Annotated in this window: 9 protein-coding genes; 6 read left to right on the forward strand and 3 right to left on the reverse strand. The window is 48.0% G+C overall.

Annotated features, from left to right (window positions below):
* Positions 1–75 precede the first annotated feature (75 nt).
* Positions 76–1,284 (forward strand): formate-dependent phosphoribosylglycinamide formyltransferase, encoded by a 1,209-nt coding sequence (gene purT, locus NXS08_RS05125; RefSeq protein ID WP_259138081.1) that lies wholly within the window; start codon positions 76–78, stop codon positions 1,282–1,284.
* Positions 1,285–2,144: 860 nt separating this feature from the next.
* Here the strand turns inward: purT and NXS08_RS05130 are convergent.
* On the reverse strand, positions 2,145–4,826 hold the full coding sequence (locus tag NXS08_RS05130; protein ID WP_259138083.1) for an RNA helicase: 2,682 nt from the start codon (positions 4,824–4,826) through the stop codon (positions 2,145–2,147).
* Between the two features lie 493 nt (positions 4,827–5,319).
* On the opposite strand from NXS08_RS05130, the gene NXS08_RS05135 reads away from it, so the two are divergent.
* The 3 genes from NXS08_RS05135 to NXS08_RS05145 all read left to right on the forward strand — a co-directional run bounded on the left by NXS08_RS05135 (position 5,320) and on the right by NXS08_RS05145 (position 10,353).
* Positions 5,320–6,732, forward strand: coding sequence for a sodium:alanine symporter family protein (locus NXS08_RS05135; protein ID WP_259138085.1), 1,413 nt, complete (start codon positions 5,320–5,322; stop codon positions 6,730–6,732).
* Positions 6,733–6,981: 249 nt separating this feature from the next.
* On the forward strand, positions 6,982–7,758 hold the full coding sequence (locus tag NXS08_RS05140) for a fumarylacetoacetate hydrolase family protein (RefSeq protein ID WP_259138307.1): 777 nt from the start codon (positions 6,982–6,984) through the stop codon (positions 7,756–7,758).
* 87 nt (positions 7,759–7,845) lie between these two features.
* On the forward strand, positions 7,846–10,353 hold the full coding sequence (locus NXS08_RS05145) for an ATP-dependent RNA helicase (RefSeq protein WP_259138087.1): 2,508 nt from the start codon (positions 7,846–7,848) through the stop codon (positions 10,351–10,353).
* Between the two features lie 120 nt (positions 10,354–10,473).
* Here the strand turns inward: NXS08_RS05145 and NXS08_RS05150 are convergent, their stop codons facing one another.
* Positions 10,474–11,685: a MalY/PatB family protein gene (locus tag NXS08_RS05150; protein ID WP_259138089.1), complete on the reverse strand. Its 1,212-nt coding sequence runs from the start codon at positions 11,683–11,685 to the stop codon at positions 10,474–10,476.
* Positions 11,686–11,887: 202 nt separating this feature from the next.
* On the opposite strand from NXS08_RS05150, the gene gltX reads away from it, so the two are divergent.
* Both gltX and NXS08_RS05160 read left to right on the forward strand, forming a co-directional pair.
* Positions 11,888–13,390, forward strand: a complete 1,503-nt coding sequence (gene gltX, locus NXS08_RS05155) for a glutamate--tRNA ligase (RefSeq protein WP_259138091.1) — start codon at positions 11,888–11,890, stop codon at positions 13,388–13,390.
* A 163-nt stretch (positions 13,391–13,553) separates the two neighbouring features.
* Complete coding sequence (locus NXS08_RS05160) at positions 13,554–15,563, forward strand: KAP family NTPase (protein ID WP_259138094.1); 2,010 nt, start codon at positions 13,554–13,556, stop codon at positions 15,561–15,563.
* 7 nt (positions 15,564–15,570) lie between these two features.
* On the opposite strand, the gene NXS08_RS05165 is transcribed toward NXS08_RS05160, so the two are convergent.
* Complete coding sequence (locus tag NXS08_RS05165; RefSeq protein WP_259138096.1) at positions 15,571–15,771, reverse strand: hypothetical protein; 201 nt, start codon at positions 15,769–15,771, stop codon at positions 15,571–15,573.
* Positions 15,772–15,781 lie beyond the last annotated feature (10 nt).

Below are 15,781 nucleotides of genomic sequence, written 5' to 3' on the forward strand. Positions count from 1 at the left end.
TCCCAGTCTAACTTTCCCTGTCCGCCTATCGGTAACTGGTAGTATCCGAATAGTGATTTTCGCTACGCTAAAGACATGAGCCAAAACTATGCATCCCTTCCCACTCGCGTCCTGCTACTTGGCAGCGGCGAACTGGGTAAAGAACTGACTATTTCTCTCAAACGCCTAGGCTGCTCTGTAGTAGCCTGTGACTCATACGCGAACGCTCCCGCCATGCAGGTAAGCGACGAATCGCGCGTTTTGAACATGACTGATGCCGCGGCTTTACATGCCGTAATCTCCGAAGTTAAACCCGACCTGGTAGTTCCAGAAGTAGAAAAACTGGCAGCTTCAGTTTTGGTTGAAGTAGCCGCTGCGCAGGAACTACACGTAGTTCCCTCTGCCCGCATCGTGGAACTAACTTTTGACCGCCAAGGGATCCGCACCCTGGCAGCTGAAAAAGCTAAAGTACCAACCTCACCGTATGCGTTTGCAGCTTCCTTGGAAGAACTCCGCGCCGGCGCACAAAAGGTCGGGTACCCATGCTACGTTAAACCAACTATGTCCTCTTCCGGACACGGGCAGTCACGGGTAGCTACGCCAGAAGATTTGGAAGCCGCTTGGAAGGAAGCGATCAGCGGAGCGCGGGCTGACACCGGGCGCGTCATTGTCGAAGGTGAAGTTAAGTTCGACTACGAAATCACTTTGCTAACTGTGCGCCACCTGGTAGACGGGCAGGTGCAGACTTCCTTCTGCGCCCCCATCGGACACCGCCAAGAATCAGGGGATTACGTAGAATCCTGGCAGCCTCACCCGATGTCCCCAGAGGTTTTGTTACAGGCACAAAAGGTAGCTCAGGCAGTAACCGACGCGTTGGCAGCAGATACTCCCGCGCACGAAGGAGAAGTGCTGGGGATTTTTGGGGTGGAACTGTTCATTGCCGGCAGTGACGTGTACTTTTCTGAACTGTCTCCGCGTCCCCACGATACTGGGTTAGTAACGCTGGCAACCCAGCCACTGTCAGAGTTTGACCTGCACGCCCGCGCTATTTTGGGGTTACCTTTGCACACTACTTTACGTGCTGCAGGTGCTTCAGCTCCTTTCAAGTCCCCACTTGAATCGCACGCCCCCGCATTTACCGGGGTAGCAGAAGCCTTAGCTGACCCAGCGGTGGATATACGTATTTTTGGGAAGCCTCAGGCCCATGTTGGGCGGCGCATGGCGGTGGCAGTGGCAACTGCGGAAACTGTAGAAGCAGCTCGCGCCTTAGCGAACTCGGCGCGCGATAAACTGGTGATTCGCTGACAAGAAATTTTCCAAAACCGTCCTCGGGAAAAACCAAAAATAACCTGCGGACGGGCGTTCCTACGCATAACGTTTCTGAAAGTTGCTTAGAATATGGGCAAATACAAGTGGCCATAATAATCTGGTTCGCTGATAGAAAACGGCTGCAAAGAAAGCCCATGTTGAGATTGTGAAGAAACCAGTGAAAATCAGTTTTTCGAAGCCTCCAAGGATAACCCCATCGATGTACATAGCTTGAATGCCGCTGCTGAGTGAGGCAGATTCCAATGTTGGGCTCCAAATTTCTTCAGGGAACTACTCGGTAATGAAAGAGCCTTTATACGCTACAGTCAGAAACATTATCGGGATGATGAAAAGATAGGATGCGAATCCAATAATGGACAATCGTACGCGCTTCCAAATATCACCCAAGTTGATTGACCTAGTAGAGGTGCCAACCGATATCGGCGAAATTGCATCAACATACATCCAAATTCCAGCGATTATGCAAAGGATAAGATTAAAAGCTCCATAGAGGGAAGTGTACTCCCAAGGGAAAATACTCATCAAAAAGATCAGCGGTGTCTCAGTCGATCCCACGATGAACACAAAAATACTGAAATCAGCCCAACATTCCAGTAATAGAGAACTCGGCAAGCCACTACTAAAACTGTGGCTATCAACGTTGGGGTACTACTAAACTTAGTGAACAAATAATAGGCAAGAATCCCAGTAAATAGAATTTCTTCGAGGGCGATCGCAATCAATGGCGCATACGAGTTGAAAGTCTACAGCTCAGCGGCGGATGTACGTATTTTGGGGAAACATCAGGCCCATGTAGGCCAGCGCATGGTAGTGGCAGTGGCAAGCGCACGTCAAAGCTAGTCGCCAACGTGCAATAGGCGCATAACCACCTCATTCGCAGCGGCTGACGCCTTCACATCCACGCAAGCTACTAAATGCCATGCCCCATCGCCCTCGGGATCTTCAAAAACGTAAGAAACCAGCCAAGCTACCTCAAGCGCCAAAGCTGTTTCTAAAACTGGCCCCGCAGACACACCTAAATCAAGGTAATCCGCTGCCGTGGGATTGGGAACGAAACTAAACCGATGCTTCGCCTGCGCTTCAGTAGAAGCCCCCAACCAGTCGTACTCATCCCAATAAGCATCTAACACATCCGCCCAACGATCCTCAGACCAAGTATCCACCCCGTCAAAGTCACTCAGCGCAACCAAGCCATCCAGATCATCCAAAGCAAACCGGCTGACTCGTAGGAAAACCGCTTTACGCACTAACTGCTGTAAAACCAGCGGATTCTTATCTAACCTAACCACCCCATTTTCGTCGGCACCAAACGCCAACTCCTGATCGCCGACCAGACCCTCTGCCCGCTCAGCTGCAGGATCAGCCAAAGCCTCCCACTCATCAAGCAGTGAAGAGTCAACGGAACGCACCAAAGCCCCCAGCCAGTCAATAATCTGCTCAACCATTTCCGCACGCAAAGCATCCGGCACCAACTGGCGAAGCGCCCGATACGCATCCGTCAAATAACGAAGCAAAACCCCTTCAGACATGGCAATGTCGTAACGAGAAATCACGTCAGAGAAAGTCATCGCATTCTCAACCATCATCCGCACCACCGACTTATGCGCCAGCTCCAAATCGCCAATCCACGGGTTTGCAGAGCGGAAAATCTGGAAAACCGGATCCAGCAAATCCTGCAATGGCTTTGGCCAAGTTACCTCTTCAACCGCAGCCATACGTTCTTCATACTCAATCCCAGCGCGTTTCATCGCCTCAATCGCTTCACCACGAGCTTCTCTTTCCAAGGCAAATAACAGTGGACGCGGATCTTCCAAAACAGCTTCCACCACAGAAACAACATCTAACGCCAAAGAATCAGAATCAGGATCTAACACTTCAAAAGCCGCTAAAGCAAAAGGAGATAAAGGCTGGTTCAAAGCAAAAGACTCTGGCAAATCAAGTTTCAACCGCAAGCGATCCGAAGATAGCTCAGCGGGAGAGTGAACCTGATCCACTCCAGAGACCTGCGCGGGATCAGAAGGAAGTACCTCCACCACACCGGCCTTACGTAAAGAAACAAAAATCTGCCCTAAACGCCGCAAATGCGGATTCGACTCAGTTGGTTTATCGTGATTGTCAGTCGCTAACTTCCACAGGCGAGCCGACGGAAGCGGAACAGACGCAGGGTTTGCTAAAACATTCAGAACCATCCCATGAGTAATCTCAAACTGAGACTGTAAAGCCTCTGGGGAAGCATTCACTAAACGCTCAAACGTGTTTTCCGACCAAGAAATCTGCCCTTCAGGTGGCTTCTTTTTCACCAGCTTCTTTAACTTCTTAGGATCGTCACCAGCTTTTAACGCAGCCATTCGATTCTCAATCACATGATCAGGAGCTTGGACCACTACCCAGCCGACCTCGTCAAAACCGGCACGGCCAGCTCGCCCCGCAATCTGGTGGAACTCCCGCGCTGAAAGAGTCCGCTGCCGCACTCCGTCAAACTTCACCAAAGAAGTAATCAACACCGTGGTAATGGGGACATTAATACCCACCCCCAAGGTGTCTGTCCCACAAATCGCTGCCAGTAGCCCCTGCTGAGTGAGCCGCTCAACCAACAGCCGGTAGCGAGGTAGCATTCCCGCATGGTGTATCCCCACCCCATGATGCAGGAGCTTACGCAGCGTCTGCCCAAAACCTTTACCAAACTTAAAACCGGCAGTAGCCGTTTTAATCTTCTCTTGATGGCGTTTAGAAATCAGCGTTGGCGTAGCCAAATCCGTCGCGGTAGATAAGGCAGCTTTTTGCCCAAAATGCACAATGTAAATCGGGTATTTACCCAACTCAATCAAATCAGCAACCGCCTGCCCCAACGGAAGCTGTGAATAGGACATTTCCAAAGGCACTGGACGCTGCGCCCCACTAACTAACTCAACCTCTCTGCCGGTGCGGCGCAACAGGTCAGCTTGGAAAAAATCTACCGCCCCTAACGTGGCGGAAAGTAGCACAAACTGCGGTTTATTAAGCTCTAATAAAGGCACCTGCCAAGCCCAGCCGCGCTCGCGGTCGCCGTAGTAGTGAAATTCGTCGATAATCACCATATCGGTGTCAAGGGACGCGCCTTCTCTAAGGGCTTGATTTGCCAGGATTTCAGCGGTGCAGCAGATGATCGGGGCGTCTGCATTGACTGAAGCATCTCCGGTTACCATGCCAACATTTTCAGCTCCGAACATTCGGACCAGCTCGAAAAATTTTTCACTCACTAAGGCTTTTAAAGGCGCGGTGTAGTAGGAACGACCCCCGCGTGCCAAAGATAGGAAATGCGCAGCCAAAGCAATCAGTGATTTACCTGAACCAGTTGGGGTAGCTGCAATGACGTGCTTATTGTCGATTAGGTGGAGGAAAGATTCATCTTGATGCGGGTAAAGGGGGCGCCCTCCGGCAGCTGCCCAGCTGGTGAATTTTTCATAGATGGCATCTGCATCGCCCAGCTGATCGTTATCTTCAAGTTCGTCTAAAAGCAGGTTTAAGGGTGCGTCCATAGTTTTATTGTCGCAAATATTTCTTTCTTTTCCGAGGGCGGTCTTTTCCGACGGCAGTGTTTTCCGAGGGCGGTCTTTTCCGCGGGAAGTGTTTTTCGACGGCAGTCTTTTCCGCGGGCGATTAGTAAAACCAAAGATTAGTGTTTAGTAAAACTAAAGATCAGTTAGTGGGGTGGGCTATTTCTTAAAACTCCTTTAACAAGTTTTTACATTCTGAGACAGATTATGATTTCCAAAGAGTCAGGCGGTAGCCTTACAGGTAAGTTACCAACTTAAAGCAAATGAAAGGAACGTAAAATGCCAGGTAAAACCTATCGCAGCTTTACGTTTTTGGGACGCCGATTTAACGGCGGTTCTTTCACCTGCCACAGGAGCGTAACTTCGTGAAGCTGGGACTTCAAATAGCTAACTGAGTTAAAGTAAGCAAACGCGTTAACCTCCAGGTGGGTTAACGCTTTTTTGTATGTAAATGAGGAAACTCGATTATCTGGAAATGGCTTGGACTAAAGCAGTGGAAAATATAAATCAGATTTTAACGTCAGCCCGTGAACTGTTAAGCCAAACGGTGGGATTCTTTTACGCGTGGATTTTGCTATTTATTCTTACCGGCGTAGGGATTTTCTTAACGGTCTACCTGCGCGTACCGCAGGTAGCTCATGTTAAGGATATTTTTACCTCATTAAAAGGTTCCCGCAATGCTGAAGGAGGACAGGTTTCTTCTTTCCAAGCTTTCGCTGTTGGCGTGGGAACCCGCGTGGGGATTGGAAATATCGCTGGAGTTGCTTTAGCTTTGGCAATCGGTGGTCCGGGAGCTATTTTCTGGATGTGGGTAATCGCCCTGATTGGGATGGCAACTTCGTTCACAGAATCTGTTTTGGCACAGGTTTACAAAGTACGCCAAGCTGATGGTTCTTACCGGGGCGGCCCAGCTGAGTACATCGAACGTGGTTTAGGGTGGAAAAAAGCTGGGATCATGTTCGCTATTTTCGCTGTTATTTCTAATGGTTTAGCTGTGCCGATGGTGCAGGTCAATACTATTTCCGCAACTCTTTTCACCAACCATCAGGTGCCGGCTTGGGGCACTATGCTGATTATGCTTGCTCTTTTAGCGCCTGTGATTATGGGGGGGATGCGGTCAGTTACCCGCGTTTCTGAATGGTTAGCTCCTTTCATGGCGCTTGCCTATATTCTGATTACCGTAGTAGTCATCGCCCTATTCCCAGTTGAAGCGGTGAACTCTTTAGTTTTGATTGTCCAGTCTGCGTTTGGTTTTGGCCCGGTTGCAGGCGGGGTTGTAGGTGGTGTTTTCACTGCTTTGGTAACTGGCGTGCGTCGGGGCTTATTCTCTAACGAGGCCGGTTTAGGAACTACTCCGCACGTGGCTGGCTCTGCGAATGTGAAACACCCGGCCGAACAGGGGTGGGTGCAGGCTTTAGGGGTTTTCATCGACACAATTATTGTCTGTACCGCTACCGCGATGCTGATTCTCATTTCTGGGGTTTACGCTCCAGGTATGACTGAGGAACAGGCAGGTTCATTAGCTGCTAATGCGGTAACAACTACTTTAGGTAGTTGGATGGCACTTCCGGTGAGCATTATTATTTTCATTTTCGGATACACCTCTGTTTACGGAGCGTACTCATACGGGCAAGTGGCGCTTGACCACTTGACAGATAACCGCCTGCTTTCTCAGGGGTTCAAAGTAGTTGCCACAGTTGTTGCAGCCCTGGGAGCAGTTTTAGAACTGCGAGTAGTCTGGGCTATCTCAGACCTGCTTTTAGGGATCGGAGCGGTGATTAACCTGGTTGCGATTGTGCTTTTGGCAAAGCACGCTAAAGCAGTTATGGAGGACTGGGGGAAGCAAAAGCAAGCTGGTAAAGAGCCAGTCTATAACTGGCAGGTTTAGTCAGCTGGGGCGGAGTCAAGGTGTTTGGCTCCGCCCTTTTAATTCGCGGCTTTGCTGGTTTTATCGGCTTTATTGGCTTCGGGATTTCCAGCACCGTTTTTTCAGCATAGTTTCAACAGGTCATACCCTTTCAGTCGGATTACTACTTGGAACCTCACCAGTAACTCAAGCAAAATCTGCAAATTGGTTCAGTAGGAAACAATCGAAACACCTATACTGGAAACATCGACTATTTTTACGGAGGCAATGATGCGCTTAGTACGTTTTTCGGCAGGGGGAGCAGACCCCAGATACGCCGCCCTCGATAATGATTCCACCAAACTGGTGGTGCTTAAAGGCGACCCACTTTTCCAAACTGTAGAACCAAGCGGCGAATTTTTCGACCTTGACGAAGTACGCTTACTTTCCCCAATGATTCCTCGCTCTAAAGTACTGGGCGCTGCTTTTAACTTCCGTAACCCAGCCAACCCGGGGGCAGAAGAACCAAAAGAACCAATCGTTTTCATGAAGCCTAATACCGCCGTAATTGGCCCAGATGACCCGATCGTACTTCCTGAATGGACGAATGAAGTAGTTTTTGAAACCGAAATTGCGGTGATCATTAAAACCCTGTGTAAGGACGTGAAAGCCGCTGACGCCGCAGAGGTGATTTTTGGGTACACGATTGCAAATGACGTAACTGCCCGCGACCGGCTTTTAAGTGACCGCACAATGCTGCGTGCAAAAACTTTCGACACGTCTTGCCCCGTGGGACCGTGGATCACCATCGACCCGCAGCTGGACGTGAATAACCTGGAAGTAACCACCCGCATTAACGGGGAAATAGTCCACCGAGGGAATACTGCCGATATGATTCATAAGATTCCCGCGTTGATTGAATACATTTCCCACACTTGCACGCTGCTACCAGGAGACATGATTTTAGTGGGTACCCCCGCCGGAAACGGAGAAATCAAAGCTGGCGATATTGTTGAATGTGAGATTTCCGGTTTAGGAGTTCTGCGCAATCCGGTGGTACGCCGCTAACTTTTAGAGGTTAAACGCAGAAAATGCGCTTCAAAAAACAGTAGATTTAGAAACCGCAGCGCGTTTGCTCCTACTTTTGTTACCCAGATGAAACAGACACCTTTCGACCCGATTTTAGCCCGCTGTGAACTGCCGATAATGGCAGTTGCCGGCGGGCTAAAACGCGCCCTTTCCTCAAACAGGCAACTGGTACTTTCCGCTTCTCCTGGCGCAGGAAAAACCACAATAGTGCCACTTTTAGTAGCCCAATCTCTTTTAGCGAGGGCGCAAACAGATGCTGAAAAGACCCCCAGCGGTTTGCTTCCTAAAGGTAGAGTTATCGTCGCCCAACCGCGTCGCGTTGCAGTACGTTCAGCTGCCCGCTACGTAGCATCTTTATTAGGTGAACCGGTGGGGAAAACTGTTGGGTGGCGGATGCGTGCAGACACTAAAGTTAGTGCAGAAACGCGCATCGAGTTCACTACCACGGGTACTCTTTTACGGAGGCTTTTAGCTGAACCAGACCTGCCGGGAGTAGACGCCCTAATTTTCGATGAAGTACATGAACGGCATTTAGATGCGGATTTAGCATTAGCTTTCGCCTTAGACGTGGCCGCGATTAGAGAAGATCTGACACTAATCGCCATGTCCGCCACGGCAGACACGCAGCGTTTCGCCGGGTTAATCAGCGAAACTCTAGGCGTGCAAACCCCTGTTTTAGAAGTGGAACACCCCCTCTTTCCTCTGGAAACTCGCTGGGTGCCCCCACGGAATCAAGCGTTGGATGTAAACGGCTTATCTAATGAGTTCTTAACTCATTTAGCTTCAGTTACGCAAACGGCGTTTACTGAGCACGGAAGTACTTTAGTTTTTGTAGACACGATCGCTAACACTGAACGTCTTTGCCAGCTGCTGACCGCCCGGAATATTCCCGCTTTTGCTTTGCATAGTCAGGTAACTGCCCAAAAACAAGATGAGATTTTAGCGTCCAGTGAGACAGCGCGGGTGATAGTAGCAACGGAAATCGCAGAAACCTCACTAACTGTACCGGGAGTAAACTGCGTGGTTGATAGTGGAGTTTCGCGGACACCTCGTTTTGACACTAACCGGCAGACAACTCATTTAGTGACTGTTAGTGCCAGCCAGTCAGCTTTAATCCAACGAGCTGGGCGAGCTAACCGCACCGGAAAAGGCATTGTCTATCGAGCTTTTTCACAAACAGAGTTTGCTCGGGCAAAAGCCTATGCGCCCCCAGAAATCTTAGGCGCAGATCTAACAGAAGCCACTTTACTTGCCTACGCTTGGTCTGCCCCAGAACAGTTAGCATTATTGGATGCTTTTCCAGGGGCAGCGCGAAAACGCGCAGAAGAAAACCTACTTCACATTGGAGCACTGGAACCGGAACTAAAAATCAGTGACTCAGGGCGAATACTGGCACAAATACCCACCGATCCGCGTTTAGCACATGGGCTTTTAACCGCTTTCGCCTGGGGAATTAAAGCACAAACCGCTGCGCGCGTTGTAGCCGAAATAGACGTGCACCTGGAAAAACGTTTAGTAAAACTGATTAAACACTACGGGGAAGCATATGCGCGAATCATACCGCCCTCGGAAATACCGGTGAGAGAAGCTGACGCGGCAGCGATTGTGTGGGGAGCTGCCTACCCGCTGCGGATTGCCCGCCTAACCAACGAAAATACGAAACTGGCAGTAGCGCGGTTCACCTCAGTTGCCGGAACAGGTTTAGAAGTAGAAGCGGGGACACAGTTAGCTGGCAGTAAGTGGATTGTTGCCGGCGAAACTCAAGGCATTAACGGCGTGATTAAAGTCCGCGCGGGAACTGCTATTTCAGAAGGATTGGTTTTATCTTTAGCACAGTTTAGTTTAAATGAAACTACTGAAATAAGGTTAGAAAATAGGCGTTTACTGGCGTGGAAAACTCGCCGTCTTGGAGCTTTAGAGTTGAACCGAAGCAAAGTACCAGCTACCGCAGCGCAAGTTTATGAAGCGTTAGAAAAGGAACTATCTCGCGGTGGCGCACAAGAATGGCAGCGTTTATTCCCAACTCCTGCTGAGGTAGTGCGGTTTGTGAACGCAAATAACTATTTAGCCGGTAAAGATAGTGCATTTAATGTGATTGATAGCCAGCTGTTAGCAGCCAATTTGGAGCTTTTCTTAGGAAATAGTTTGGCACAGATTTGCGCGGGAGCGTCGTTAGATACCGTGGATGTTCTGACGGGGCTGAAACTGATCGTAGGGTGGCAAACAGCTAACTTGATTGACACCTTAATCCCTGCACAGGTGAAAGTACCTTCTGGAAGGCAGGTGCCGGTAGAAATCGATCCTGAACGAGGCCCCACTATTTCAGTGAAATTGCAAGAATGTTTTGGGTGGCAAAACGTGCCGGCAGTGTTAGGGCGACAAATCAGTTTGGAGCTGCTTTCCCCAGCGGGAAGGCCCCTGGCAGTAACCGGAGATTTAACGCATTTCTTTAATGAAGTTTATGCCTCAGTGCGCGCTGAAATGCGAGGGCGCTACCCAAAGCACCCGTGGCCAGAAAACCCGTGGGAGGCGGTAGCCACTGCGAAAACAAAACGGGCGTTAGGGAATAGTTAAAGGCATAAGTAGATAATCTAAACCGGTTTTCGGCGCGAGAAACCGGCGACTCGCACCGAAAACCGGGAAACTATTTCACGGTTACCTAACTATTACGCGGCTACGGATTTGCTGCCTTATTTAAGAATGTTTCTTCACAAAATCTAAAACCAGCTCTAAAGATTCTTCCACTACAACCCGCGATGACGCGAAGTTAAAACGCACGTAATTGGGATAATCCGCCCCTAAAGTTTCCCCTGGGTTAGTGAGTACCCCAGTTTCCCTGTAGAGAGATTCAGCTAAACTCTCGTTTTTTGCTAAACCCATATCGGTTGGGAAGCGAAGAAAACCTAAGTAGCCTGCCTGGGGAAGCTGCCAGGCTAAATCACCGCCCTCGGCATTAAACTTTGCGAAAAGCTGGTCTGCTTGCAGCAGATTATCTGCCAGATAGTCACGCACATTAGTAAGCCAAGTCCCAGCGCGCGTATAGGCAGCAATAGTGGATTTTAACCCCAGGGGAGCTGCCCAACCCAGCACGTAGGAAAGCCTTTCCCACTGCGGGTAAAGCTCTGAATCTGGAGAGACAATCGCCTGCGCACAATGTAGTCCTGCCACATTGAACCCTTTAGAAGCTGCGGTAGCGGCAATAGTGTGATGCTGGTTTTGTGGCGCTACGGTGAGATAGGGAATATGTTTAGTGCCAGCAAGCACCAGGGGAGCGTGGATCTCGTCTGCGAAAACTAAGAACCCGTACTTTTGTGCCAGTTCACTAACTTTTTTTAACTCCTCGAGGGTCAGGGCACGTCCGGTAGGGTTCCACGGATTACACAGCACTAACCCGGCCGCTCCTTGAGTGGCAGCAGTTTCTATCGCCGCAAAATCTAACTCCCAACTTAACGCGTGACCAGTGCGCGTATAACGGGCGGGTACTTCCACTACCGTATGACCTACCTGCTGCGGAGAAGTAAGGAACGGCATATAAGCGGGGGTCGGTACAATTACTTGCGAGTTTGCTGGAAGCATATGTAAGAAAGCACGGAAAGCGTCTAATACGCTCATAATCGGCGTAATCCAACGGGGATAAACTTCCCAGTCGTACTGGGCCTTATAAAACTGTGCGGCTGCGCGCACCATCTGGTCTTTCAACCAGCAAGGCGGGTATCCGGTGTAACCGCTTTCCACCGTCTCATGTAGGGCTGCGGCAACTTCTGGGCACGGTTGGAAATCCATTTCCGCGACCCAGTGCCCCCGCAAAGGTGGGGCTTTAATGTGTTCCACAAAAGTAGGAACCGACCATTTCATTGTGCGCAAAGCACGCATAGATTCAGCGGAATAATCATCGAAACTGCGCATAAACTCTCCTGAACAGCGTTGAGCAGGTGTAGCAAATACTTTCCATCTATTCTACTCCTACAGAAAATAAAATTGGCGAGGGCGATAATTGAGCTTTCCAGAAAGAAACATAGTTTTGCTGCACGCCCTCGGAAATGGAAAAACGGAACGTGGCAAATCGCATTTAAACGCCAGGTGAGAAAAGGAGTAAACTGGAACTACTATGACTACTAATACTGGCGGAAAAGTCCGCGTTCGATTTTGCCCCTCGCCAACTGGCACCCCGCACGTCGGGTTAGTGCGCACCTGCCTATTTAACTGGGCTTGGGCACGCCACGTTGGTGGAACTTTCGTATTCCGTATTGAAGATACGGATGCGCAACGCGATTCAGAAGAGTCGTTTAATCAGATTATTGACTCGCTCACCTGGCTGGGCTTGGACTGGGATGAGGGTGTTCTCAAGGGCGGTCCACATGAGCCTTACCGCCAGTCTCAGCGCATGGATATTTACCAAGAGGTAGCCGCTAAACTACTTGCTGCTGGCTACGCCTACGAATCTTGGTCAACTCCTGAAGAAATTGAAGCTCGCCACCGGGCGGCGGGGAGAGATCCTAAACTTGGGTACGACGGGTACGACCGTAACCTAACTGAGGAACAAAAAGCTGCTTACCGAGCAGAGGGTCGCCAGCCAGTACTGCGTATGCGTATGCCTGATGAGCCGATTACTTTCACGGATTTAGTGCGTGGGGAAATTACTTTCCAACCGGGTTCAGTGCCAGACTATGTGATTGTGCGCGCCAACGGTGACCCGCTTTACACGCTGGTAAACCCCGTGGATGACGCGCTGATGGACATTACTCACGTTCTGCGTGGGGAAGACCTATTATCGTCCACCCCACGTCAGATTGTGCTTTACCGAGCCTTGTTAGAACTGGGAATCGCACAGCAAATGCCTTTCTTTGGACACTTGCCTTATGTGATGGGTGAGGGAAATAAGAAGCTTTCTAAACGCGACCCAGAATCTAACCTGCTGCTGCACCGGGAAAAAGGTATGATTCGCGAAGGCTTGTTGAACTACTTGGCTTTGCTGGGTTGGTCGATTAGCCCCGATTATGACATTTTCACTCCGGAAGAGATGGTAGAGGCTTTTGACATTCACAGTGTGAACCCGAATCCGGCTCGTTTCGATCTGAAGAAGTGTATTGCAATTAATGCGGAGCATATTCGTCGTCTGGACACGGCTGATTTCATGCGTCGTTGCGTACCTTACCTGCACCGCGATGGGGTAGTTTCTGCTGATAACTTTGAGGCTTTAACTGACCGTGAAAAAGAGATTATGGAGGCGGGAGCACCGCTGATTCAGACACGTATTCAGCTTTTGGGTGAAGCTACTGGAATGTTAGGCTTCCTGTTTAACGGTACTGAAACTATTGAATACGATGAGAAGTCGGTTTCTAAAGTGGGGGCTGATGCGCCAGCTGTGTTAGCTAAGGGCATTGCCGTTTTAGACGGTTTGGAAGAGTTTACTGTGGAATCCGTTGAAGCTGCTATGCGGGCCGCTTTGATTGAAGAAATGGGATTGAAACCACGGTTTGCTTTCGGGCCGCTTCGCTTAGCTATTTCTGGACGACCAGTTTCTCCGCCACTATTTGAATCTATCGAGATTCTGGGTAAGGAAGCGACTATTGAACGCTTTAAGAAACTGAAAGACCTACTGGAAAGCTAAGGTTAATCAGGATTTACTGGGGCACTTGCGAGTGCCCCAGTTTTCTTTATGTATTTTAGTTAGCCCAAATGAGTGGGGTGAAAGAGAATGATTGTTGGCAGGGAAGCTAATATGCTAATTGTAAGCTAAAGATTGTATAAGCTACGTCAGCGGGAGAATCACAGTGAGTGAATCTAAAACAGAACAAACTACTATCCGGATCGATCAGCCAGTTCGCTCTATCGAAGAAGACCTATTGGGGCGTAAACCAGAAGTGGACAATCTTGTCAGCTTTCTGCATTCAGTTGATTGTAGTCAAGGTTTAGTTGTTGGTATTGAAGGTCCGTGGGGTATTGGGAAAACTAGCTTCATTAACTTTGTAACAGAAGCATGTTCTAAAGAGGAAAAGTCAAAATATGTTACCTTAGAGTTTAACCCATGGTTGTTTTCTGGAGCAGATGATTTAATTAGTCGGTTCTTTTCTGAAATCAGTGCTCAGCTGAGCAATAAAAAGGTTGCAGAGAAGTTGGCCAAAAATTTTCGTCGATATTCAAGTTCATTAGCTCCGCTTGCGAAATTAAGTAAAGTCACAGAAGTAGCGTACGAAATCTTAAATAAGTTCTTTAAGAAAAGCAGCGTACATGAGGTGAGGAAAGAGTTAATCGAGAACCTTGCAGGAATAGAAAAACGTTTGCTGATTGTCCTTGATGATATCGATCGACTACCTCCTGATGAAATGAAGGAGATTTTTAAACTGGTAAGATTAACTGGCAATTTTCCAAATGTGATTTATTTGCTGGGTTTAGACTACAAGCGCACTTTAGCCTTACTTGAAGATACAGGTATCAAAGATCAGGAATATCTAGAGAAAATTATCCAAATTAACTACACAGTGCCAGGGGTACATGGGAAATTCTTAGATGAGCAGTTTAATGAACGCGGGGTGCAAACCCTTCCTCAGGTCTGGGAGCGTTTGGAAAAAGACTCAAGATGGAAAGATGAGATAATTCCGAAGATTATTCAGCCAGAGCTGAAAACTTTCCGGAACATCAACAGATTCTTCGCTTCCATTGCGGTAACAATTTCAAGCTTACAAGACCAGGTCAATAATACCGACCTTTTGGCATTAGAAGCTTTAAGAATTTTCCACCCTGAGATTTGGCAGGAATTCAAAGACAATCGTAGACATGTATCTATGTTTGAGGACTCACAGAATCTCTTCTTTGAAGAACCTAAACTTCCAGACTACTTTAAACAATTAAAAGGGAAGTTTTCAAATAATCAAGAAATAATTACGGTTTTAATAGATCACCTTTTCCCAGCAATCATTTCCAAAGAGAATATGAAACAGGAAAACCTCCCCAACTGGATGAACGATAAAAGGGTTGCTTATGGCCCTTTTTTTGAGCTTTATCTTGATAGGTTTGCTGGTGAGAGAATACTCCGGCAGCAATATTCTGAAAAGGCTTTTAAGTTAATTGGCGAAACGGATCGCTTTAAAGAATTTGTTGAAGCCTTAGACATAGATAAGTTCATTTGGGTGGTTAAAAATCTTTGTCTTTCTAACTATGATAAAGAAAAGATTCATTCTGTTCTGCCAATGCTACTGCAAAACGCTGAAAGATTAGCAGATAGCACATTTGAAGATCCTAATATACGCACTAACTTTAGAGAGATGTTCGAATACTTTTTTCTATTTCTATATAAAAATAAAAATAGTGATGAGAATCTAATAACTGATATAGAGAAGATATTACAAATGGGCGTCTCTTTAAGTACTCAGTACATCTTTCTGCGAAAAACTACTTCAAATATTACGGGTAACACTAAACTGGAAGAGAAACGAGATGCAATTGCGGAAGATTTATTCCAGAAAATCCCAAATGACTGGGAGCAAGAATGGTACTTACCAGAGATTTATCAACTTCTTGCGATAGAAAAAGGCTTCCAATATGACGCGGAAAAAACTCCGGTAGACCTTTTATATCGCGCATTATTTGTGGAAACAACTAAGTGGAGAGATATTACAGGAGAACAAATATATAAGTTTTACTATGAAAAACCTTCTGCATTTGGAAGTATTGAGAATTTACGAAAGATCGTTGAAAGGGTCCACGCAAAATACGGAGATTGTCTGGTTATACAGGCAGTAGACAAGTATTTAGCTGAGCAAACACAAACTGAGACTTCCTAAAACGGCATTAATATTTTTCTGTATTTCGCAGTTCGCGTTTAGCAAGCAGAATAAGTAACTGTATAGACAGATCATGTCCATCTATATACGCCTGGTCTTCTCTTCTCATGAAGAAAGCCGGAGAAACAAAAGGAAGAATCCCCAGCAAAGAAAACTCCCATTCCCAACAGAAGTTTTGTTTATCAATTACAAAAGGAATGAGCTGCACAGATTTTCCT

It is taken from the genome of Gleimia sp. 6138-11-ORH1 (assembly GCF_024814355.1).
Lineage (GTDB): Bacteria > Actinomycetota > Actinomycetes > Actinomycetales > Actinomycetaceae > Gleimia.

What these genes read in the sequence shown, in the direction of transcription:
- NXS08_RS05150 (WP_259138089.1), bottom strand. Translation starts at nt 11,685, where the DNA reads ATGCGCAGTTTCGATGATTATTCCGCTGAATCTATGCGTGCTTTGCGC.
- NXS08_RS05135 (WP_259138085.1), top strand. Translation starts at nt 5,320, where the DNA reads ATGGCTTGGACTAAAGCAGTGGAAAATATAAATCAGATTTTAACGTCA.
- NXS08_RS05145 (WP_259138087.1), top strand. Translation starts at nt 7,846, where the DNA reads ATGAAACAGACACCTTTCGACCCGATTTTAGCCCGCTGTGAACTGCCG.
- gltX (WP_259138091.1), top strand. Translation starts at nt 11,888, where the DNA reads ATGACTACTAATACTGGCGGAAAAGTCCGCGTTCGATTTTGCCCCTCG.
- NXS08_RS05130 (WP_259138083.1), bottom strand. Translation starts at nt 4,826, where the DNA reads ATGGACGCACCCTTAAACCTGCTTTTAGACGAACTTGAAGATAACGAT.
- purT (WP_259138081.1), top strand. Translation starts at nt 76, where the DNA reads ATGAGCCAAAACTATGCATCCCTTCCCACTCGCGTCCTGCTACTTGGC.
- NXS08_RS05140 (WP_259138307.1), top strand. Translation starts at nt 6,982, where the DNA reads ATGCGCTTAGTACGTTTTTCGGCAGGGGGAGCAGACCCCAGATACGCC.